This is a genomic window from Rhodococcus sp. BUPNP1, from assembly GCF_002215235.1.
In the GTDB taxonomy this organism is placed as follows: domain Bacteria; phylum Actinomycetota; class Actinomycetes; order Mycobacteriales; family Mycobacteriaceae; genus Rhodococcus.
Genome location: NZ_NERM01000001.1, coordinates 129,968 through 152,105, shown reverse-complemented (window position 1 = coordinate 152,105; position 22,138 = coordinate 129,968). Strand labels below are relative to the sequence as shown.

Sequence of the window (22,138 nt, the reverse complement as noted above, 5' to 3'; positions counted from 1 at the left end):
ACAGCTTGGGGGCCGAAGTTTTCGGGCTCGAGTCATCGTGTTTCGTGCGGGTAAGGAACCGCTCACCGCACCCGCGTCGGAGTTAGGTCAGTCGTCCGTTCACGCGCAAGCGGGCGATGCCGCCGTCGGGATAGACGTCGAGCCGCACGAATTCCACCGGCGTCGGCGAATCGACGCGGAAACGGTGCCGGCAGTCCGGGAGCAGCGCGGTGCGCGGCACGAGTTCGACCCAGGACGATTCGTCGGACATCGCGTCCCCGCTGGGAATTCCGCTCAGGCGCGCCGCTCCCGGTGCGTTGCCGACGAAATAGGAGGTGTCGATCTCGACGTGGTCGACGCAGCCCTGCCCCGCGAGGCGGATCACGACGTAGTCGTTGCCGTCGTCGCGGCGACGCGCGTTCTCCCAGCCCTCCCCCATGTGCCGCGAGCGGCCGAGGCCGATGATGTTGCGCGGCGACGAATAGAAACGGTTCGAGCAGGCGACGACGTCGCCACCGTTCTCGAGGGCTGCGAGATCGATCGTGCCCGTGAGAAAGGCCGGGTCCGGACGGGCATGTCCGTGCACGCGGAATCGGGCCACACCGCCGTCGGGAAAGATGTTCAGGCGCAGGTGCGTCCAGCGCCGGTCGTCGTCCACCGCGAAGGCGTTCGCGGTGTCGCCCTTCAGGGCCACGCGATCGAGGACCGGTTCCCACGGCGCGTTCAGCAACTCCTGATCGGTCGGGTATCCGTCGAGGTTCACCCCGTCGACGGATGCGAAGGGCGGGTAGTTACCGGTGAACCAGGCGGTGTCGATCACGACGCCCTCGACGACGCCGGGAACGCCGAGCCGGACCACCGCGAAGTCGTGCCCGGCTTCGCGGCGACGCCGGGTCTCCCACCCGTCGTAGACCTTTCCCTTGTGCCCGAACTCGGACGGATCGAAATCGGGTGCACCCGGTGAGATCAGGTTCTCGCGACTCGCGAAGAACTCGTCGTTCGCGAACACGACGGCCCCGCCCAGCGATCGCGCGGCGAGATCGGGTAGTTGCAGGAAATCTGCTTCGGTCAACGGTTTTCCTTTCGGGAGAGCAGCGCACCACGCGGTGCGGGGTCGGTGGCGTCGAGGGTGACGGTGAGCGGTTCACCGGCGAGCCAGGTCTGCCGCACGACCCCGGCCAGCGCGCGTTCGGCGTAGGGCGTCACGGCGTTGCGGTGGTGCAGCCGCTCCGGGAAGACGACGAAGGCGTCGTCGGGCGCGAAGACACACAGGTCGGCACTGTTGCCCACGGCGATGGCACCGCGGTCGGCCAGTCCCACGAGGTCGGCGGTGCGACCGGCCATCCAGCGCACCACGTCGACGAGGGTGTGCCCGCGCTTGCGGGCCTCCGACCACACGATGGGCAGTCCGAGTTGCAGCGACGAGATTCCGCCCCAGGCCTCGCCGAAGTCGCCGGTGACGAACTTCTTCAGCTCCGGCAGGCACGGCGAATGATCGGAGACGATGCAGTCGAGCGTGCCGTCGGCCAGGCCGCGCCACAGCGCTTCCCGGTTGCGGGCCTCACGGATCGGCGGGCAGCACTTGAAATGTGTGGAGCCGTCGAGGATCTCCTCGCTGAACAGCGACAGGTAGTGCGGGCAGGTCTCCGCGGTGACGGGCAGGCCCTCGGCCTTCGCCGCGGCCACGAGCGGAAGGCTTCCCGCATCCGACAGATGCAGGATGTGCACGCGGCACCCGGTCTGCCGCGCGCCGTCGATCACCTGGGCCACGGCACGGGACTCGGCGACCGGTGGTCGCGAGTACAGGAAGTCGTCGTAGCGCGGTCCGGCCGGTGGGTCCTGCGCGTCGAGGGTCGGTCCGTCCTCGGCATGCACGATGAGCAGACCACCGAAGCCGGCGATCACGCGCATCGCCTCGATCATCTGCTCGCGGTCCAGCGGCGGGTACTCGTCGAGACCCGAATACGCGAGGAAGCACTTGAATCCGTACACCCCTGTGTCCCAGAGCGGTTCGAGATCGGCGAGGTTACCGGGAATCGCACCGCCCCAGAATCCGACGTCGACGGTGACCTGCCCGTCCGCGACCTTCTGCTTCACCTCGAGGGCCGCCACGTCGACGGTGGACGGGATGGAGTTGAGGGGCATGTCGACGATTGTTGTCACACCCCCGGCCGCGGCGGCACGTGTCGCCGTCGCGAAGCCCTCCCATTCGGTGCGGCCGGGTTCGTTGACGTGGACGTGCGTGTCCACCAGGCCGGGGAGCAGCACCTCGTCGTCGGCGAGGACGATCTCCCGCGCACCGGCCGGAGCGGCACCGTCGTATTCCTCGATCGCGACGATGCGGCCGTCGCGCACGTGGACGGCGCAGCTGCGTTCCTCGTCCCCCACCACAGCGCGTCGCGCGCGGATCACGGTGGTCATCGCGTCACCGCCGTCGGTCGACCCGCGAGCCGGGCCAGGTGGTCGAGATTCGTGCCGGTGCGATCGCATACTTCCTTCTCGGTGAGGGCTCCGCAGCTCGTTCCCCGCAGGAGGAATGCGGCGAGAGCACGGGCGGTGGCGGGTTCGTCGAGATACCCCGACGACAGGGCCGGGTCGATGTAGGCCGCGACGCGTCCCGCGGCGGTGGACAGCGACCGGCGGTAGAACGCGAAGGTCGCGGCGTAGCGGGTGGGCAACTGCGCCGGATGCAGGTCCCAGCCCTGGTAGAAGCCGCGGCGCAGCGACCGGTCGATCAGGCGGGCGTGCAGCGCCCATGCCGCGCGGATCTCGTCGCGGGTGCCGACGGGAAGGCGATTGGTGGACCCATCGGACAACCGCACCCCGGTACCCGCTGCCGCGACCTGCATCGTGGCCTTGGCGTGGTCGGCGACGGGGTGGTCCATCGCTTGGTATTCGGCGGCGATGTCGCATGCGGCCGAGTAGTCGTAGGTGCCGTAGTGCAACCCCGAACAGCGCCCGTGGGCCGCTCGGATCATCGTGGCGACGGCAGCGGTGCCGTCGGGGCCGCAGATCGCCTGCGGCGTCTCGATCTGGATCTCGAACCGCAGGGACGCGGCGAGCGAGTGGGTGGCTTCGAGATGTTCGCAGACCGTCACCATGGCGGCGACCTGCTCGGGCGCGGTGACCTTGGGCAGTGTGACGACGAATCCGTCCGGGAGAGCGCACTTTCCGGTCAGCTCGGCGACGAAGGCGTCGAGTGTGCGGAGCCCGCGGCGCCGGGTGGCGGCTTCGAAGGACTTGAACCGGATGCCGACGAAGGGTGTCGCGGTGGGATCGGTCGCCAGCGTGGCGGCGGCGCGGGCGACGTGGGCGTCCTCGTCGGCGTCGCGTTCGTGCTCGGGAATGCCGGGGCGGGTGAACCCGTCCTCGAAGTCGATGCGCAGATCCTCGATCGGTTCGGAGCGCAGTTTGGCCTCCACGAGCGGGAGGACGGCTTCGGCGAGTTCGGGTTCGATGCCGGTGACCGTGGCGAGGTCCGCGGGACCGTCGATGTGGGTGTCGAGGACGTCGAGCGCGTCGGCCCCCCACCGTGCCACGATCCCGGCGTCGTAGCGGTCGGCCGGGACGTAGACGGTGTGTATCGGTTGGCGGGCACCGTCGGTCCCGGGATAGGTCGCGGCGTATGCCGCGTCGGTGTCCGCGAGCTGCGCGTCGAGCGCAGCCGCAAGCCTGTGCAATCCTGTCGGCACCCGAACTCCTGTCCTGTATCCACGGCTGTATACGTCGTGGTGCGCCGACGTTATCGGCGCCAGGTCATGTGTTCGGTTAACTGCGGTTACGGGCCCGTTACACATCTGCCGGGGCGGTGTTCGTCCTCGGCTGAACCCGGTCCGATGCCGCCGGATCGACGGCACAATGGTCGGCATGGAGCCGGAGCAGGGTCGTGTGATCGACTTCGCCACCGCCGCGAAGGCGGCACGTGCAACCGCCGCGAAGGCGGCACGGACTCCCGTGCGGGGAGCCGACAGCACCGAACCCCGTCTGCTCCGTCAAATCTACGGCGAGATCCTGCGCGACGAGCGTCGCGATCAGGACCGCAGCCTCGAGGACGTCGCCCGCACGGTCGGGATGTCGAAGCAGTACCTGTCGGAGGTCGAACGTGGGCGCAAGGAGGCATCCTCCGAGATGCTGCGGTCCGTGTGTGGTGCGCTGGATCTTCCGATGGAGCAACTGCTCGCGCGCGGGATCCGCCGGATGACCGCGCACCGCACACTCCGGACCACGGGTCACGCCGGCGTCGAGTTGTGCGCGGCGTGACAGTGCAACTACGTCACATGTGACCACGTGACGGTCATCCGTCCCGGTCGACGATGACGTGATCGGCCAGGCCGTAGGCGACCGCCTCCGTCGGTGAGAAGATCCGGTCCCGGTCGGTGTCGCGGCGCAGTTGGTCGATATCTCGTCCGGTGTGCGCGGCCAGGATCTCCTCGGTCTGGGCCCGCACCCTCATCACCTCCGCTGCCTGCAGGGCCAGATCGGAGATGGTGCCCTGCCCCTGCGCCGACGGCTGGTGCAGCAGCACCCGCGAATGAGCGAGCACGTGCCGACGGCCGCGCGCTCCGGCCGCGAGCAGCACGGCGGCCGCCGACGCGGCCTGTCCCATGCAGTAGGTCGCGACCTTCGGGCGCAGGAACTGCATGGTGTCGTAGATCGCGCGCATCGCGGTGGACGATCCGCCGGGTGAGTTGATGTAGAGGCCGATCTCCCGATCGGGGGATTCGGCCTCGAGATGCAACATCTGCGCCATGATGACGTTGGCGACCCCGTCGTCGATCTCGGTACCGAGGAAGACGATGCGTTCGTTGAGCAACCGGCTGAAGACGTCGAACGACCGCTCCCCCGCCGGTGTGCGTTCGATGACGTTCGGGATCGTGTAGGTGCTCATCGTCCCAGTCCCATCTGCCGTCCCGTGGCGAACGGTGCCAGTTCGGCGAGCGACCCGACGACGGTGTCGACGATGCCGTACTCGCGTGCCTGTTCGGCGGTGAACCACCGGTCGCGGTCGCTGTCGCGTTCGATCTCCTCGAGCGAATGTCCGGTGGCGTCCGAGAGGATCTGCTGCGACTGCAGTTTCATGTATTCGAGATTCTCGGCCTGGATCGCGATGTCGACGGCCGTCCCCGAGAATCCGGCCGAGGGTTGGTGCATCATGATCCGGCTGTGGGCGAGGCTCGCGCGTTTGCCCTTGGTGCCCGCCGCGAGCAGGACCTGCCCCATGCTGGCGGCGAATCCCGCTGCCACGGTGACGATGTCGTTGGGAACGAGTTGCATCGTGTCGTAGATCGCGAGGCCGGCGAAGACCGATCCGCCGGGTGAGTTGATGTGCAGGACGATGTCGCGCCGGTCGTCGGCGGAGGCGAGCAGGACGAGTTCCGAGCAGACGCGCTCGGCCATCTCGTCGTCCACCTCCCCGGTCAGTCGCAGGATGCGCTGACGGAAGAGTCTGTCGGCCAGTTGGTCCCGGTACGAGGATGGTTCGGTGGTCGTCATGCAGCCAGCCTGACCCCCGATGGGCGCGAACCGGCGGTTCGTCTGCTCACGGCAGACGGACCGGTCGTTCCGGCAGATCAGTCCTCTGCGGACCGGACGGCGCTGATCACCGCCGCGACGAGGACGGCCAGCAACAGGATCACGAGCAGGACCGGTCCGAGCAGCAGCACCAGCACGATCAGGACGGCCAGTCCGATCTTCGCCTTGGTGCTGAGTCCGGAGATCAGCCCGCCCAGTGCGGCGAGGGCGGGATTGCGGCCTTCCAGCGCGGCCCGGATCCCGGCGAGGACCGCCTGCAGTCCCACGCCGCCGCTGGTGACCTCGCCGAGGAGCGAGTCCACCCATCCGCGGATCTTCCGGGTCAGTCCCGCCCCGAGTCCCCGGAACCCGTCCAGCGCGGTACGGACACCGGTCCGCAGCGCATCCTTCAGCCTCTCGAGGAGCGATGTGGGCTTCTGTTGTGGCTGCTCGGTTCGTGCCCGCTCACGTGCGGGGCGGGTCGGTTTCCCTGCCCGGGCGTCGTTCGCCGGCGGACGCGGTCGTCTCTCCTTCGGAGGCGCCGGCTTCGCACGAGAGCGGGGCGTGGTGTCCGAACGGGTCGATGTCCGAGTGGTCGATCGGGATGAGGTTCGGGTCGAGGTGCGCCGCGAGCCGGTCCCGGGGTCGCGGTCCCGACGCCGTGCAGCGGGTTCGGGCTCGCGGGTGCGCCGCTGGGGGGTGGTCTCGGGTTCGCGGGTGCGACGCCGCTCGGTGGGCTCGGGCTCGCGCGGTCGACGGCTGCGCGTCCGCGCAGGCTCGGCGGGGGTCTCCGTCCCCGGGGTCCTCGCGTGCGTCGCGGTCGGCCGCCGCACCGGACGGGAGGTTCGGCGGGCTTCGTTCTGCCGAGCACTCATACCGCTCGCCTTCTCTCGTGGACGGGCACGGTGCCTCTCAGTGAACGCCGGATTCCGGGTCCGGTCAACGGCAGACGGAGCGTTCAGCCGGTACGGAAAAGGGATGGACCCTGTTCAAGATCGGTAACGGCTCTTGGAAGAATGAGCAATGCCCTCACAGCACACGGGGAGGTGTGCGCATCATCGTTCGCGATGGGGAGTGCGCGCGCGACGTAATCCGAAGGAGCACCGACAGACGTGACCGAGCAATTCAGTTTCGAAACACTCACGCCCACGGCATTTCTCGACCGTTCCGCCCGGGTCTTCCGTGACGACCTCGCGATGGTGGACGGCGATGTCCGTCGCACCTACGCCGAATTGCGCGATCGGTGCCTGCGACAGTCGGGCATGCTGCACGCTCTCGGCGTCGAACCCGGCGACCGTGTCGCAGTACTCGCGCCGAACACCTCGCTGATGCTCGAGGCGCACTACGGCGTGCTCTACGCGGGCGCCGTGCTCGTCTCGCTCAACACGCGCCTCACCGCGCCGGAGCTGCGGTTCATTCTCGAGCACTCCGGCAGCCGGGTCCTGCTCGTCGAGGAGTCGCTGGCCGATCTGGCACGCGAGGCGACGGCCGATCTGCCGTCGATCACGGTCGTCGGCGACGACTACGAGGACAAGCTCGCCGCCGCCCGCCACCGGTACGTGCCGCTCGCCGACGAGCGCACCATGATCGCCCTGAACTACACGTCCGGCACGACGGGTGATCCGAAGGGCGTGATGTACCACGCGCGCGGCGCCTACCTGCAGGCCCTGGCGATGGTCGCGCACTTCGGGCTCGACAGCGGATCCACCTACCTGTGGACGCTGCCGATGTTCCACTGCAACGGCTGGACGTTCACCTGGGCCGTCACCGCAGCCGGTGGCACGCACGTGTGCCTGCCCAAGGTCGACCCCGAGCGGATCTGGGATCTCGTGCGCACCGAGAACGTCACGCACCTGTGCGGTGCGCCGACCGTTCTCGCGTCGCTGGTCGACGCCCCGAATGCGGGCGGCATCGACCACCGTGTCGTCGCGGCGATCGGTGGCGCACCGCCGGCACCCGCCCTCATCGAGCGCTGCACCGCGCTCGGACTCGACATCACCCACCTGTACGGGCTCACCGAGACGTACGGCCCGGCGGCGATCTGCGAGTGGCGTTCGGAATGGGACGTCCTCCCCGAGGACGAGAAGGCACGGCTGCGCTCCCGGCAGGGCGTGGGCAACGTCGTGGCCGGTGAACTCCGCATCGTCGACCCGATGGGCTCCGACGTTCCCGCCGACGGCGAGACGACCGGTGAGATCGCGCTGCGCGGCAACAATGTGATGCTCGGTTACTACAACAACCCGGACGCGACCGCCCGCGCCGTGCCGGACGGCTGGTTCCGCACCGGCGACATCGGCGTCGTGCATCCGGACGGCTACATCGAGATCCGCGACCGCGCGAAGGACGTCATCATCTCCGGTGGCGAGAACATCTCGTCCGTCGAGGTCGAGGCGGCCCTCATCAGCCACCCGGCCGTTCTCGAGGCCGCCGTCGTCGCGGCGCCGAGCGAGAAGTGGGGCGAACGTCCCGTCGCCTACGTGGCACTGCGCAGCGGCGCGAGCGCCGACGAGGCGGAACTGCGCGCGCACGTGCGTTCGCAGCTCGCCGGTTTCAAGGTTCCCGACAGCATCGTCTTCGGCGCCCTGCCGAAGACCGCCTCGGGCAAGATCCGCAAGGTCGAACTGCGCGAGCGTCTCTGAGCACCGGCCGGGGCGGTTCCCGACGTCACCTCTCGTCGAGAACCGTCCCGGCCCGCTCGGGCAGCGTGAACGCCGCGAGCGCGGCGACGACGAACGATGCCGCGAACGCACCGAAGACGAGACCGTTGCCGCCGGCGCCCAGCAGCACCGGCACCAGCAGCGGCGCGATGATCGACGCGAGCCGCCCGAAGGCCGCCGCCGAACCGGTGCCGGCGCCCCGCACCGGCGTGGGATACAGCTCGGGTCCGATCGCGTACAGCGCACCCCAGGCTCCGAGGTTGAAGAACGACAGCGCCATGCCCGCCGCGACGATCGTTCCTGGAGTCTCGGCGAGTCCGAACAACCCTGCCGAGACTGCCGACCCGGCGAGGAAGACCCCCAGCGTCAGGCGGCGTCCCCACACCTCGATCAGCCACGCCGCGACGCCGTAGCCCGGTAGCTGGGCGAGCGTGATGAGCAACGTGTAGCCGAACGAGGTGACCAGGTCGAAGCCCTGCGCGACGAGCAGGCTCGGCAGCCAGATGAACGCGCCGTAGTACGAGAAGTTGATCCCGAACCACACGATCCACAGCGCCGCGGTGCGGCGGCGCAGGCTCGGCGCCCACACCGATCCGCGGGGTGGACGCTCGACTTCTGCGACGGACTGTTCGCTGTCGTCCGTATCGTCGCTGTCCTCCGGAACGGAGGTGACCCCCGCCGAGCGCTCGTAGTCGCGCACGATCTCCTCGGCTTCCGCGTGCCGACCGCGACTCTCGAGATAACGCACCGATTCGGGTAGGCCGAACCGCACGACGAGGGCGTAGGCGGCCGGGACGAGCCCGACGGCGAGCGCCCACCGCCATCCGTTGTCGCTGGTGGGAACAACGAAATAGCCGATGAGAGCGGCCAGCAGCCAGCCGACCGCCCAGAACGCCTCGAGGGCGACGACCACGCGTCCTCGCACCTTGCGGGGCGCGAATTCACTGACCAGCGTCGACGCGACCGGCAGTTCTGCACCGAGTCCGAGTCCGACGACGAACCGCAGGGCGATGAGCATCGCCACCGACGTCGACAGCGCCGCCGCACCGGTCGCGAGACCGTAGACGAGCAGCGTCGCGGCGAAGACCTGCCGGCGTCCGATGCGGTCGGCGAGCAGACCACCGAGGGACGCACCGATCGCCATGCCGACGAAGCCGATGGATCCGATCCACGAGAGCTGCGTCGACGACAGATCCCACTGCACCGCCAGGGCCGCCATGACGAACGAGATCAGCCCGACGTCCATGGCGTCGAGGGCCCAGCCCACGCCGGAGCCGGTCAGCAGGCGGCGATGTCTGCCGGTGAACGGCAGGTCGTCGAGCCGCTGGGTGCGAGTGGTCATGCACCGAAACGTACCGCAGCGCTCGGGCGCCGATCAGCCGCGCGCGGCGGCCTCGAGCGCCGACACGTCGATCCGGCGCATCTTCATCATCGCGGCGGTCACGCGCTTCGCGACCTCCGGATCGGGGTCGGCGAGCAGTTCGTTCAGCCGTTTCGGTACCACCTGCCACGACAGGCCGTACTTGTCCTTCAACCATCCGCAGGCGGATTCCTCGCCGCCGTCGGCGGTCAGCGCGTACCAGTAGTGGTCGGCCTCCTCCTGGTCGGCGCAGTCGATCTGGAAGGACACCGCTTCCGAGAACCGGAACTGCGGTCCCCCGTTGAGTCCGTAGAAGACCTGACCGTCGAGGAAGAACTCGACCGTCATCGGAGTTCCCGGTGGGACCGGGATGTCGCCTCCGGTGGACTCCTCGGTGTAGCGGGTGATCTCACCGATCTCGGAGTTGGGGAAGACACCGATGTAGAAGTTCGCGGCCTCCTCGGCGTTCATGTCGAACCACAACCACGGGGTGATCCTGGGCATCGTGACTCCTCGTGTCGTCGAATGTGTTCCACTGTCACGAAGGCAGACCCTGTCCGGCCCGGATTCTCATCGCCGCAAAGCGGGACAGCATGCCTCTACCGCCTCGACATTGTGCAGGACACCTTCAACACGCAGACCGAAGCCGGGAACACGCTCGCAGACCTCGTTCTCGGTGACATCGACGTTCCGGACGAGCGGGGTTGTTTCGCACTGCGCCGCGGCGAGCCGTGGTGGGCGGAACCGTCGGTGCTCGCTCGCAACGACGAACAAGCCGAGCGGTTGTGGCGCGAGAGCGCACGGCTCGTCGGACTGCCCGACCGCTAGGTCCCCGGGCGTAGCATCGGGTGGCATGGGGAGCGCCTCGCGGTCCTCACGGCCTCTCAGCGATCGTCTCGCCGCACGGGCGCGACGCGTGTTCGTCGGTCGCGATGCCGAGCTCGAGCTCGTTCGCTCCGCACTGGACTCCCCCGAACCCTCGATCGCCGTGCTGTACCTGTACGGTCCCGGAGGCATCGGCAAGACCTGTCTGCTCGGCGCGATCTCCGATCTTGCGGAACGGAGCCGTCGCGTGGTGACGGTGATCGACGGGCGCAACACGGATGCGTCGCCCGGTTCGGTCCTCGCGTCGGTCGATCGCCTCATCGGCGACCGGCCGAGGGTGCTTCTCCTGGACTCGTACGAGCGGCTACGTGTGCTCGACGACTGGATCCGAACCGACTTTCTTCCCGGTCTTCCTGCGACGACGCTGACGGTGATCGCCGACAGGTCACCGCCCTCCGCAGGATGGCGCACCGATCCGGGTTGGGGTGATCTGCTCCGGATCGTGTCTCTGAGGAATTTCGACCCCGCTACGAGCGCTGCCTACCTCACCGCTGTGCATGTTCCCGAGGAACTGCACGACGAGATCATCGAGGCAACGCACGGGCATCCGCTCGGGCTCGGTCTGCTCACGGACGTCTTCGTCCGAGGAGGCGACGTACGTGCGCCGTGGCCACCGGATCTCGTCGGGATGTTGCTCCGACGGTTTCTCGACACCGAGCCGAGGATCGAGCATCGCCACGCCCTGGAAGTGTGTGCGCTCGCCCGGGTGACCAGCGAAGCCCTGCTGCGCGACACCCTCGAGCTCACCGATGCGCACGCCGAGTTCGAATGGCTACGTGAGCTGTCGTTCGTCGAAGCGGGTCCGGAGGGATTGTTTCCCCACGATCTGGCACGCGACGTCCTCGACGCCGATCTGCGCTGGCGGGATCCCGAGGCCTACCGGTACACCTTCCACCGCGTGTGGAAGGGCATTCGCCGCAGTCTCGATTCTGCAGGAGAACACGAAAAGCAGCAGGCCATCGTGGACCTGAAGTTCGTGTTCCGCAATCTTCCCGGTGTGCTGTCGCCCGTGGATTGGCAGTCGTGGGGAAGCGCGCAACCCGAACGTGCGGAGCAGGCCGATCACTCCGCGATCGTCGAACTCGTGCAGACGTCGGAGGGAGACGAATCCGCGGTGCACGCGCGACGCTGGCTCGAGCGACAACCCGAGGGGCTCTTCGTGCTGCGCGACACCGACGGATCGATACGTGGTGTGATCGGTCTCCTGGAACTCTCGCGAGCGTCACCCGAGGATGTCCGTGCCGACCCGGCGACGCGCGCCGCATGGGATCTCGCCCGGCGGACAGCGCCTCCCCGTCCCGGCGAGTGCGTCACGATCACACGCATCGTCATCGATCGCGCGGAGTACCAGAATCCCTCTCCCACAATGAACTCGGTTCCGGTACTCACCTTCCAGCGCTATCTCACCCTTCCGCATCTGTCGTGGGACTTCCTGGCGCTGGCGGAGCCCGACCGGTGGAACGAGTACTTCGCGGTCGCAGACCTCCCCCGCGCCGAAGGGGCGGATTTCGCGGTCGGTGATCGCCGCTACGGACTGTTCGCCCACGACTTCCGTCGACGGGATGTCGACGAGTGGCTCACCGTCGTCACCGATCGTGCTCTGACTCAGGGGCACAGCGGTCCCGAGCCCACGGTGTCCCCACCTCTCGCACTGTCGGAGAGAGAATTTGCGGAGGCGGTCCGAAGTGCGCTGCACGACCTCCATCGATCCGATCTCCTCTCTCGTAATCCCCTGTTGCACACGAGGGCCCTCCGCAAACGGTCCTCTCCCGACGATCCCGATCCAGCGGTGCTGCGCGCGCTCCTTCGTGAGGCGATCGATTCCTTGGCGAGCGACCCTCGGGACGACAAGCTCTTCCGTGCGGTGGACCGCACGTACGTGCGCGGCGCTGCAACCCAGGAAGCCGCGGCGGCCAGACTCGGGCTGCCGTTCAGTACGTACCGCCGGCATCTGACACGCGGCGTCACCCGCGTCGTCGGGTGGTTGTGGGATCTGGAGGTGTACGGCGAGGCGCCGTCCGCCCGTGAGCACAGGTGAGCAGGTTCCGGCCTGTCGAGCGAGCACCTTCCGCAGCGACGATCGATTCCGCGGAGGAGGTGTGATCATGTCGATCGGAGAGCGCGCCGTGGTTCTCGGCGCGAGCATGAGCGGATTGTCGGCTGCACGTGTCCTGTCGGACAGGTTCGCCGAGGTGACGGTGATCGATCGCGACCGGCTGCCGTCCACGGACGAACCACGCCGTGGCGTGCCCCAGGGACGGCACATCCACGTGCTGATCTCACGGGGACAGCAGCTCGTCGAGGAGATGTTCCCCGGGTTGTCGCAGGAGCTGACCGCTGCAGGCGTTCCCACCCTCGACCATCTGGGCGACGTACGCTGGATTCTCAGTGGCCACCGGATTCGTCAGGGGCGGAGTGGACTTCGAGTACTGGCGGCCGGCCGGCCACTGCTGGAGCGCCGCATTCGTGACCGTGTGGCGGCGTTGACGAACGTCGAGATCGTCGAACGGTGTGATGCAGCGGGTCTCGTCACGACCGCGGACCGCAGCCGGGTGGTCGGTGCGCGGATCATCCGTCACACCGACGGAAGCGCCGAACAGATACTCGATGCCGACCTCGTCGTCGATGCGACCGGACGCGGATCCCGCGCCTCCGAATGGCTCGGAAGACAGGGCTGTCCGCGGCCCCGGGTCGACACCGTCGAGCTCGATGTCGGCTACGCCACCGCGGTGTTCCGTACTTCTTCGGTTGCGCTCGGCAGCGACCGGGGCATCGTCATGGCGCCCACCCCCGAACATCCACGGGGCGCTGCCCTGCTCACCGTCGAATCGGATCGGTGCGTGGTGGCCCTGATCGGGGTCCGCGGCGAAACCGTGCCGGCGACCCGGAGGGACTATCTCGAATTCGCGCGGTCCCTGAGATACCGGGACCTGTACGACGCGATCGCGGATGCCGAATGGGTCGAGGACGTCGTCCGGTATCGCTTCCGGGCGAGCACGTGGCATCGCTACGATCTTCTCGCCCGATCTCCCGACGGATTCCTCGTCCTCGGCGACGCGTTCTGCAGTTTCGATCCGATCTATGCCCAGGGGATGACGGTCGCCGCCCTCGAAGCCACCGCAATGGGTCGTCTCCTCGACGACCACGGGCCGTCCGCTGCCGTTCAGCGGAAGCTCGCGCGTGTCGTCGACGATGCCTGGGCGATGTCCACCGGTGGCGATCTCGCGTTCCCCGGTGTCGAGGGCCGGCGGGATCCGAAGACGAGGATCGGCAATGCATACGTACCGATGGTGCACGCGGCAGCCGCATACGACACGAAGGTGGGCACAGCGTTCGCCCGAGTGTCGGGACTGCTGGATCCCCCATCGGCATTGATGCACCCCGGAATCGTGGCACGTGTTGTCCGGCAGAACATTTCACATTCGGTTGTGTGGCCATGGCGCCGAACCGACGGATCCGCGATGCCGCCTCGCCGGTCGTCTCCGGGACCCGCCGGTCCGGCGGCACGACCTTCGCCCCTTCCGCAGACCGGGCGCATGCACACGTAGTCGCCGGAGTGGGTATACGTCGTCCGTGACGAAGAAGACGCGCGATCGCAGGAAACCGGGGAGGCAACGGCATCGGCCGCCGAGCACCGCACCCGCACCACCGGCGCGATATGTCGAGGATCCGACGTTGCCGGCGGCCTGGCTCGTCGACATCGACGGAACGCTCGCGCACATGAGCGACCGGAGTCCCTTCCACTGGCACAGGGTGGGCGAGGACACCGTCTCCCCGGCGGTCGAGGCCGCGGTGCGGGCGTTCGCCGCCGCCCCCGACCGGGCCGCGATCGTGTTGCTCTCGGGACGCGACGGCGTGTGCCGACCGGAGACCGAGGAGTGGCTCGCCCGGCACGACATCCCCTACGACGAGCTGTACATGCGTCCGGCAGGCGATAATCGGAAGGATTCGATCGTCAAGGCCGAATTGTTCGACCGTCACATCCGGCACCGCTACCGCATCATCGCGGTGCTCGACGATCGCGATCAGGTGGTGCGCATGTGGCGGCGGATGGGACTGGTGTGTTTCCAGGTCGCCGAGGGTGATTTCTGACGGAAATCTGCACACGTCCGGTTCTCGGACGGTGACTCAATCATTCAGGGACACTTCGGTACTCAGCGCGGTCGGCGGAACGAAGGGCGCCCCGCCGAGATCGACGCGCCGGGTCCCGCATCCGACGCAGCGCACGTACAGCACCTGCCCGATCGACGTGGCGTGACTCGACTCCACGCTCCACGCGTGTTCGTGAGCGGGAGTCCGGGCGGGGCATTCCTGTGGGTTCCGAGCTTCGATGGCGGTCATGTCCACCACCATGATGTAATGTCCTTATGCATCTCAACCCTTACGGCGAGTATGCGGTCCTCCTCGCGGCGTCGCTGGCCGACGACTGGCCCGACGATCGGGCCGGCATCATGGCGCGTACCCGCGAGGTGGGCATGACCATGGACTTCCCGACCGCGCCCGACGACCATCAGCGCACCCGCGAGGTCATCGACGACTGGCTCGCCGTCGTCGACGCGTCCGACCCCCGGGAACGTGCGCGCCTGCTCAACGAACAGATGGCCACCGCAGCGGCCTATCCCCGGCTGACCGACCACGACGGCGAGGGATGGCACCTGCACTACCGCGACGAGGTCCAGCCGCTCCCCGACGTACTCCGCGCGGTGATCAGTGTCGGCACGGCACTGCACCTCACCACTCGCGGAATGCACCGCCTCCATCGGTGCGCCGCAGCGAGCATCCCGACCAACCCGTGCTCGGCCGTGGTCGTGGACATCACCCGCAACGGCCGCCAGCAGTACTGCTCCGTGCGTTGCGCGAACCGCGCCGCGGTGCGCCGGCACCGAGCGCGGGCGGCCCAGCAGCGTCGCTCCGCGTAGCCGAGTAGCACATCGCAACCGGGGACGGGCCTGTCCCCCACGTTCCCCCGAACCCGACGAGTTGGGAAGCTGAACGGCAGACACCCGACCGATCCGGAGGCTCCGAGAACCATGGCTGCTCGTTCCACCACCCGCCCGCCGAGGATCGACGCTCCGGACCTCGGTGTCCTCACCGACACGGACGGCGACGAACTGCACGCACACGGGATCTTCGAGAGCGTGCGCTACACCGGCACGGACCTGACGGGCCGTGATCTGACAGGGATCGTCCTGTCCGAATGTTCGCTCGTCGCATCGATCGTCGCCGACAGCGACCTCACGAACGCACGCCTGCGCGACACCCTGGTCGAGCGCATGCAGGCACCGAATCTGTTCGCGCCGCGCAGCAGCCTGCACCGCGTGCACATCCGCGACAGCCGCATCGGTGCGCTGGACCTCTTCGATGCGGATCTGCGCAGTGTCACGATCGCGGATTCGAAACTCGGCCTGGTCAATCTGAGGGCCGCCACGGGACGCGACGTGCTCTTCCGCGGTTGCATCCTCGACGAACTGGATCTGGGCGGAGGCACCTTCACCCGCGTCGCCTTCGAGGACTGTTCCGTCGGCGTCCTCGACCTCGACCGCGCAACCCTCGACCAGGTCGACCTGCGCGGCCTGCGCATCGACACGATCCGCAACATGGGCGGGATGAAGGGCGCGACGATCGACGCCCACCAGGCCGTCGCCCTGGCAGGGCAGTTCGCCGCCCATCTGGGCCTGCGTATCGAGGACCTTCCCTGAACGCTGCGCCTCAGCGGTCGGTCAGATCCCGCACCTCCGCGTAACGCTCCCGCACGTGCGGGGTCGGGTCGGCCTCGTAGTGCCGGCTCGGTTCGGGTTCCCAAGTGGGGGGCTCGTCGCCTCCGCGCAGCACCCACGCCGCCTGCCGCGCCGCGCCTCGCGCCACGTACTCCCCCGGTTCGGGAACGTCGACGGGCATGCCCAGCACCGCCGGCGCCAGCTCGCACACCGCCTGCGAGCGCGCCCCACCGCCGACGAGCAGCACCCGCCGGACCTCGGTGCCCTGCGCCCGGATGTGGTCGATGCCGTCGGCCAGCGAGCACAGCAGGCCCTCGAACGCCGCGCGGGCGAGATGTGCGGGCGTCGCCGTTCCGAGCCGCAACCCGTGCAGGGCGCCGGTCGCGCCGGGACGGTTCGGGGTGCGTTCCCCTTCCAGATACGGGACCAGCACGAGTCCGTCGCTGCCGGCCGGCGCCGAGAGTGCGAGCCGCGTGAGCTCGGTGTGGTCGACGCCGAGCATCGTCGCGGTGGCGTCCAGTACCCGGGCCCCGTTGAGCGTGCACACCAGTGGCAGATGCCGGCCGGTCGCGTCGGCGAATCCCGCGACGTAACCGTCCGCATCGCGGGCCGGTGTCGTGGACACCGCGCACACCACGCCCGACGTGCCGATCGAGACGACCACATCGCCTTCGCGGACGTCGAGGGCCAGCGCGCTCGCCGCATTGTCGCCGGCCCCCGGACCGAGCAGGGCACCGGCGACCGTCTCACCGACGCTCTCGGCCGGCCCGGCGACCCGCGGAAGGATCGGGCTCGGCCGGCGCAGGGCCAGTTCGAGCAGATCCCGGCGGTAGGTGTCCGTGGATGCGTCGAAGTAGCCGGTGCCGCTCGCGTCGCTGCGATCGGTGGCGAGCCGGTCGAGGTCGCGGTCGGTGCGCATCGTCCACGTCAGCCAGTCGTGCGGCAGGCACAGCGCCGCGGTGCGGTCGGCGTTGCCGGGTTCGTGGTCGGCGAGCCAGCGGGCCTTCGCGACGGTGATCGCGGCGAGCGGGACCACCCCCGCGGCCTCGGCCCATGCGGCCGAGCCACCGGCCTCGTCGACGAGATCGGCTGCTGCCGCGGCGGATCTCGTGTCGTTCCACAGCAGCGCGTCACGGACCACGTCGCCGCGATCGTCGAGGCACACCATGCCGTGCTGCTGCGCTCCCACCGAGATCGCCGCGACGTCGTCGAGCCCGCCCGCTTCGGAACACGCCCGATCGAAGGCGGCGCGCCACTCCAGCGGGTCCACCGCGGTGCCGGGTGGATGCGGAGCGCGACCTTCGCGCACGACGGCTCCGGTGTCGGCGTCGCACACGACGACCTTGCACGACTGGGTGGACGAATCGATCCCGGCGACGAGCGTCATCGTCCCGCCTCCCGGGCCGCGGTGCGGTCGGCCAGCGTGGGCAGGTCGGCGCCGGCGCGCGCGACGGTCAGACCGGACGTCCACGCGGCGGTGTCGAGTACGTCGCGCAGGTCGTCGATCCCGATGCCGCGCAGCCGTTCCCGATGGTCGGCACCGAGGAGTCCGCAGGTCCACAATCCGTCGAGCAGACCGGTGGTGAAGGCGTCGCCGGCGCCGACCGTGTCGACAACCTCGACCCGCACGGCGGGCACCTCGACGGTTCCGGCCGCACACAGCGCCACCGCACCGCGTTCTCCGCGGGTCACCGCGACGATCGCCGGCCCTCGCGAGAGCCAGTCCCGTGCGGTGTCGAGGGGATCGCGGTCGGGCGCGAACCACGTCAGGTCCTCGTCGCTGGCCTTGACCACATCGGCGAGCGAGACGAGGCGTTCGATCCGTTCCCGCCCACGTGCCGGGTCGTCGATCAGCGCCGGGCGGACGTTCGGGTCGAAGCTCACCGTGGACGTTCCCGCCTGCTGCGCGACGAGTTCGGCGACGAGTTCACAACCGGGTTCGAGCACCGTAGCGATGGATCCGGTGTGCACGAGCACGGCGTCCACCGACGGTGGTGGCTCGACCGGATCCCAGACGATATCGAATTCGTACTTCGCGGAACCCTTCTCGTCGATCTCCGCCTGCGCGGTCGCTGTGCGCTCGGCTGCAACGCTGCCCGGTGTCAGAGACACACCGGAGGCCGCGAGATGGTCGACGATCCGCCGTCCGCGGGCGTCGGTACCGACGCGTGTCGTGAACTGCACGGGCCGGTCGAGCCGCCCCAGACCCAGCGCGACGTTGAGCGGGCTCCCGCCCACATGCTCGACGGGTTCGGCATCGCCGCGGTGGACGATGTCGACGAGGGCTTCTCCGACGACGAGAGCGTGGCCGTTCATTCCGGCTCTCCCGGAAGTTCCTTCAGGGTGGCGCGGGCGCCGTCGTTGTGCAGGGCGTTGAGCGCCCAGGTGTAGGCGTCGACGAAGCGGTGGTTCTGCGCGAGATCGCCGAAGACCTCGGTGTTCTCGATGAAAGCGGTGGGATGCGTGAGTTGTCGTCGCGCGATCGGGACGAGCGTGTCGGCGAGCCGGTCGACCACCTCGATCGGTTGCCCCTGTTCGTCGACGCCTTCGGCGTAGCGCGCCCACGAGGCGACGATCGCCGCGGACGACTGCACGTGACCACCGGTGGCCAGGTTCTCCCGGATCACCGGCACCAGCCACTTCGGGATGCGATCGGACGACTCGGCGCACAAGCGGGCGATCGTGTCCCGGATCTCGGGGTTCGCGAACCTCTCGATGAGGGTGGTCTTGTACTCGTCGAGATCGATGCCCGGCACCGGTTTCAGGGTAGGTGTCGCTTCGGTGTCCATGTACGCACGGACGAATCCGGCGAGGAGCGGATCCTGCGCGGCCTCGTGGACGAGCCGGTAGCCCATGAGATACGCGAAATAGCAGAGCCCCTGGTGACCGGCGTTGAGCAGGCGCAACTTCATCAGCTCGTAGGGAGCGACGTCCTCGACGATCTGCACTCCCGCATCCTCGAAGGGCGGTCGCCCGTCGGCGAAGGCCTCCTCGAGGACCCACGAGGTGAAGGGCTCGGCGGCGACCGGCCAGCGGTCCTGCACGCCGAAGCGTTCGGACAGCGCCGAGACCACCTCGTCGGTGGTCACCGGGGTGATCCGGTCGACCATCGAGTTGGGGAAACGGACGTGCTCGGTGATCCATTCCGCGAGATCCGGATTCAGGAGGCGCGCGTATTCGGTGAAGACGCGGCGCGCGACACTTCCGTTGCCCTCGATGTTGTCGCACGACATCACCGTCGGAGCGCGCAGTCCCCGCTCCCGTCGCCGGGCGAGACCCTCGGTGACGAGACCGAATACGGTGGCCGGGGGTTCGCCGGACCGCAGATCGTGTTGCACGGCCGGATCGTCGACGTCGAACTCGCCGGTGTCGTGACGGATGTTGTAACCGCCCTCGGTGACGGTCAGCGAGATGATCCGGGTGGTCGGGGCCGCGAGGAGCTCGATGACCGCCTCGGGATCGTCGGGGGCGTAACGGTAGTCGACGATGGAGCCGATCACCCGCGGCTCCCACGTGCCGTCGGGGTGGGTGAGCACCAGTGTGTACAGGTGGTCCTGCGCGGCGAGCGCCTCCTGCATACGGCGATCACCGGGGAGCACCCCGACACCGCAGATACCCCATTCCTTCGCCTTCCCCTGTTCGAGGAGCCGGTCGACGTACATCGCCTGGTGCGCGCGGTGGAATCCGCCCACACCGAAGTGCACGATGCCGACGGAGACGTCGTCGCGCCGGTAGCTCGGGACGGGCACGCCCAGCTCGGGCAGGGTCTGCTCGTTCACCTGCATGGATCTTCAGTCCTTTCCCGCCGGATCGGTCACGTCCACGACGGCCTTGATGTTTCCGGGTGTCCGGTCGGATTCGAGCGCGTCGGCGGTCTTGTCGAGGGGGAACCGGGCGGTGACCATCGAGTCGAGATCGACCCGGCCCGCCTCGACGAGTGCGAGCGCGGTCGGCCACGTGTTCGCGTAGCGGAACACACCGGTCAGGATCAGTTCGCGGTTCTGGACGAGCTGCACCGGCAGGGTCATCGTCTCCGCGCCGGATCCGACGAGGACGACGGTGCCGCCGGGACGGACCGCGCGGATACCCGAGTCGACGGCGGCGGGGGCACCGGACGCGTCGATGTAGGCGTCCACGCGCAGGGCCGACGGATCGTCGAGGCGGGGATCGAGCGCAGCGCTCGCCCCGAACGACAGTGCGGTCTCGCGTCGTCGTTCGTCGAGGTCGGTGACGACGACCTCGACCGCACCGAAGGCGCGCGCGACCTGGGTGACGACGATGCCGACGGGCCCGGCGCCGGTGACGAGGACACGGGAGCCGGCAGTGACGCGGGCCTTGCGGACAGCCGCGATGCCGACCGACAGCGGCTCGCACAGCGCGGCGGCGTCGTCGGACACGGTGTCCGGAACGGGATGGGCGAAGGCCGCCCCGATGGTGACGTACTCGCACAGCGCGCCGTCGACGGGCGGCGTGGCGTAGAAGCGCATGTGCGGGCACAGGTTGTAGTCGCCGCGGCGCGTCTCCTCGGTGAGTGGGTCGGGACGTTGCGGTTCGATCGAGACCCGCTCGCCGATCCGGCTCTGCGGAACACCGTCCCCGACCGCGACCACGACCCCGGACGCCTCGTGGCCGAGCACGATCGGATCGGTCACGACGAACTCGCCGATCCGCCCTTCGCGGTAGTAGTGCGCGTCCGAGCCGCACACCCCCACGGTGGTCACCCGGACGAGGACGTCGCCGGGCTCCGGTACAGGTAGAGGCCGTTCCTGCATCTCGATGCGGCCCGGTTCGAGAAGCACGGCAGCACGCATCGTGTCCGGGAGCGTCGGGCGAACTGTTGTGTGGGTCACACTCCGATGCTAACGTACTGAGCAGATGCACGCACCCCTGAGCAGATGCTCACGGAGCGCGACGAAGACTGCTCGCACCAAGGAGAGCTCGTGACCGCCCCCGGCCCCGCCAACATCCCGGACACGGAGAGCCCGGTATCCACCGAGGATCTCCGTCTCGCCGTGCGGGCCGCGACGCTCTACTACCTCGACGGCCTCACGCAGGCGGAGGTGGCGCAACGCCTCGGCGTCTCCCGCCCCACCGCCGGCAGGCTCGTCGCGCGCGCTCGCGCCCAGGGTCTGGTGCGCATCGAGGTCACCGTGCCACCCACCTGGCGCGACGACCTGCACGCCGAGACCGAACGGGCACTCGAGGAGCGCTACGGACTCGTCGAGGCCGTCGTGGTCGGGCGCCGCGTCGACGACGCCGGCCCGATCGAGGACTCCGCGAGCTTCGCTGCCCTCGGACGCGCCGCCGCCGGCCTGCTCACCCGCCGCCTCCGCCCCTCCGACACCCTCGGATTCACGTGGGGTCCGGAAACGGTCGCCGTGGCGCAGGCCCTCCCGTCCGGTGTCGCCAGTTGCGCGACGATCGTCCAGCTCGACGGATCCATCTCCACGAGCGCCTACCAGACCGGCACCGAGTTCGTCCTCGGCCGCTGCGCCGAACAACTTCGGGCACAACCGCTCCGGCTTCCCACACCGCTGTACGCCGATCCGTCCACGGTCGCGTCGATGCGCACCGACTCACTGATCTCCCGCACACTCGAGGTCGGACGCCGCGCCGAGGTGATGATCTTCGGTGTGGGCGCGGTGTCGACCTCGACCACTCTGTTCGAGGGTAGTTTCCTCGACACCGCGATGCTCCACGAACTCGACGGCCTCGGTGCGGTCGGCGAGATCGGCGGCCGGTTCTTCCGCGCCGACGGCACCGCCGTGCACGGCGAACTCGAGACCCGCACCATGTCGGTCCCCCTCGACGACGTCCGCGACTGCCCCGCCACCATTCTCGTCACCGGCGGACAGTCCAAGCACCGCGCTGTACTCGGTGCTCTCCGAGGCGGTCTCGCGAACATGCTCGTCTGCGACATCGCGTGCGCCCAGTACCTGCTCGACCATCCCGACCACGCCCTCGAGAACGGCACCCCGAAGGACGAGGCACCACCGAAATGAGGTAGACCATCGTGCCTACAGCAAGAA

General features: G+C 68.8%; 20 protein-coding genes and 1 pseudogene. 9 read left to right on the top strand and 12 right to left on the bottom strand.

Translation table 11 applies throughout. The features are described 5' to 3' along the window. Window positions 1-82: 82 nt before the first annotated feature. Genes alc through B9C99_RS00605 form a run of 3 tightly spaced genes read right to left on the bottom strand, consistent with a single transcriptional unit; the run spans window position 83 to window position 3,671 of the window. Complete coding sequence (alc, locus tag B9C99_RS00615) at window positions 83-1,051, bottom strand: allantoicase (protein ID WP_088896650.1); 969 nt, start codon at window positions 1,049-1,051, stop codon at window positions 83-85. Further along, the gene (gene allB, locus B9C99_RS00610; RefSeq protein ID WP_016693871.1) at window positions 1,048-2,400 is read right to left on the bottom strand and encodes an allantoinase AllB; all 1,353 of its coding nucleotides are present in this window, start codon (window positions 2,398-2,400) and stop codon (window positions 1,048-1,050) included. Before allB ends, alc begins: the two co-directional genes overlap by 4 nt. After that, a complete protein-coding gene (locus tag B9C99_RS00605) occupies window positions 2,397-3,671 on the bottom strand; it encodes an aldolase (protein ID WP_016693872.1) in 1,275 nt (424 codons plus the stop codon). Before B9C99_RS00605 ends, allB begins: the two co-directional genes overlap by 4 nt. A gap of 166 nt (window positions 3,672-3,837) precedes the next feature. Here B9C99_RS00605 and B9C99_RS00600 point away from each other — a divergent pair, with 166 nt between their 5' ends. After that, the gene (locus tag B9C99_RS00600; protein ID WP_088896649.1) at window positions 3,838-4,239 is read left to right on the top strand and encodes a helix-turn-helix domain-containing protein; all 402 of its coding nucleotides are present in this window, start codon (window positions 3,838-3,840) and stop codon (window positions 4,237-4,239) included. 34 nt (window positions 4,240-4,273) lie between these two features. Here B9C99_RS00600 and B9C99_RS00595 read toward each other — a convergent pair whose 3' ends face one another. The 3 genes from B9C99_RS00595 to B9C99_RS00585 form a co-directional block, all read right to left on the bottom strand. After that, on the bottom strand, window positions 4,274-4,867 hold the full coding sequence (locus B9C99_RS00595; protein ID WP_088896648.1) for a ClpP family protease: 594 nt from the start codon (window positions 4,865-4,867) through the stop codon (window positions 4,274-4,276). Beyond that, window positions 4,864-5,472 carry a ClpP family protease gene (locus B9C99_RS00590; RefSeq protein WP_088896647.1) on the bottom strand — a complete coding sequence of 203 codons (609 nt, stop codon included), beginning with the start codon at window positions 5,470-5,472 and terminating at the stop codon, window positions 4,864-4,866. The genes B9C99_RS00595 and B9C99_RS00590 overlap by 4 nt, the downstream gene beginning before the upstream one ends. 77 nt (window positions 5,473-5,549) lie before the next feature. Continuing rightward, window positions 5,550-5,813: a hypothetical protein gene (locus tag B9C99_RS00585; protein ID WP_253249919.1), complete on the bottom strand. Its 264-nt coding sequence runs from the start codon at window positions 5,811-5,813 to the stop codon at window positions 5,550-5,552. A gap of 700 nt (window positions 5,814-6,513) precedes the next feature. Here B9C99_RS00585 and B9C99_RS00580 point away from each other — a divergent pair. Then, a pseudogene (locus B9C99_RS00580) lies at window positions 6,514-8,129 on the top strand (AMP-binding protein). A 25-nt stretch (window positions 8,130-8,154) separates the two neighbouring features. Here the strand turns inward: B9C99_RS00580 and B9C99_RS00575 are convergent. Both B9C99_RS00575 and B9C99_RS00570 read right to left on the bottom strand, forming a co-directional pair. Beyond that, entirely contained in the window at window positions 8,155-9,489 is a 1,335-nt protein-coding gene (locus B9C99_RS00575; protein WP_088896645.1) for an MFS transporter, read from the bottom strand. Between the two features lie 33 nt (window positions 9,490-9,522). Beyond that, window positions 9,523-10,011: a VOC family protein gene (locus tag B9C99_RS00570; protein WP_088896644.1), complete on the bottom strand. Its 489-nt coding sequence runs from the start codon at window positions 10,009-10,011 to the stop codon at window positions 9,523-9,525. Between the two features lie 111 nt (window positions 10,012-10,122). On the opposite strand from B9C99_RS00570, the gene B9C99_RS00565 reads away from it, so the two are divergent. The 6 genes from B9C99_RS00565 to B9C99_RS00535 all read left to right on the top strand — a co-directional run bounded on the left by B9C99_RS00565 (window position 10,123) and on the right by B9C99_RS00535 (window position 16,091). Next, entirely contained in the window at window positions 10,123-10,335 is a 213-nt protein-coding gene (locus B9C99_RS00565) for a hypothetical protein (RefSeq protein ID WP_088896643.1), read from the top strand. Between the two features lie 25 nt (window positions 10,336-10,360). After that, window positions 10,361-12,430 (top strand): ATP-binding protein, encoded by a 2,070-nt coding sequence (locus B9C99_RS00560; protein ID WP_088896642.1) that lies wholly within the window; start codon window positions 10,361-10,363, stop codon window positions 12,428-12,430. Between the two features lie 67 nt (window positions 12,431-12,497). Beyond that, entirely contained in the window at window positions 12,498-13,940 is a 1,443-nt protein-coding gene (locus tag B9C99_RS00555) for an NAD(P)/FAD-dependent oxidoreductase (protein WP_253249918.1), read from the top strand. A gap of 25 nt (window positions 13,941-13,965) precedes the next feature. Continuing rightward, window positions 13,966-14,484 (top strand): polynucleotide kinase, encoded by a 519-nt coding sequence (locus B9C99_RS00550; RefSeq protein WP_088896640.1) that lies wholly within the window; start codon window positions 13,966-13,968, stop codon window positions 14,482-14,484. A 275-nt stretch (window positions 14,485-14,759) separates the two neighbouring features. Continuing rightward, a complete protein-coding gene (locus tag B9C99_RS00540) occupies window positions 14,760-15,311 on the top strand; it encodes a CGNR zinc finger domain-containing protein (RefSeq protein ID WP_088896638.1) in 552 nt (183 codons plus the stop codon). 111 nt (window positions 15,312-15,422) lie between these two features. Then, window positions 15,423-16,091: a pentapeptide repeat-containing protein gene (locus B9C99_RS00535; RefSeq protein ID WP_088896637.1), complete on the top strand. Its 669-nt coding sequence runs from the start codon at window positions 15,423-15,425 to the stop codon at window positions 16,089-16,091. A gap of 10 nt (window positions 16,092-16,101) precedes the next feature. Here the strand turns inward: B9C99_RS00535 and B9C99_RS00530 are convergent, their stop codons facing one another. Genes B9C99_RS00530 through B9C99_RS00515 form a run of 4 tightly spaced genes read right to left on the bottom strand, consistent with a single transcriptional unit; the run spans window position 16,102 to window position 20,920 of the window. Beyond that, window positions 16,102-17,496, bottom strand: a complete 1,395-nt coding sequence (locus tag B9C99_RS00530) for a xylulokinase (protein WP_088896636.1) — start codon at window positions 17,494-17,496, stop codon at window positions 16,102-16,104. Next, window positions 17,493-18,425: a carbohydrate kinase gene (locus B9C99_RS00525; RefSeq protein WP_088896635.1), complete on the bottom strand. Its 933-nt coding sequence runs from the start codon at window positions 18,423-18,425 to the stop codon at window positions 17,493-17,495. The genes B9C99_RS00530 and B9C99_RS00525 overlap by 4 nt, the downstream gene beginning before the upstream one ends. After that, window positions 18,422-19,894 carry a mannitol dehydrogenase family protein gene (locus B9C99_RS00520; RefSeq protein ID WP_088896634.1) on the bottom strand — a complete coding sequence of 491 codons (1,473 nt, stop codon included), beginning with the start codon at window positions 19,892-19,894 and terminating at the stop codon, window positions 18,422-18,424. The genes B9C99_RS00525 and B9C99_RS00520 overlap by 4 nt, the downstream gene beginning before the upstream one ends. A gap of 6 nt (window positions 19,895-19,900) precedes the next feature. Beyond that, window positions 19,901-20,920 carry an NAD(P)-dependent alcohol dehydrogenase gene (locus tag B9C99_RS00515; protein ID WP_016693891.1) on the bottom strand — a complete coding sequence of 340 codons (1,020 nt, stop codon included), beginning with the start codon at window positions 20,918-20,920 and terminating at the stop codon, window positions 19,901-19,903. 129 nt (window positions 20,921-21,049) lie between these two features. Between B9C99_RS00515 and B9C99_RS00510 the strand changes: the two genes are divergently transcribed. Further along, on the top strand, window positions 21,050-22,111 hold the full coding sequence (locus tag B9C99_RS00510; protein ID WP_051033054.1) for a sugar-binding transcriptional regulator: 1,062 nt from the start codon (window positions 21,050-21,052) through the stop codon (window positions 22,109-22,111). Window positions 22,112-22,138: the final 27 nt, after the last annotated feature.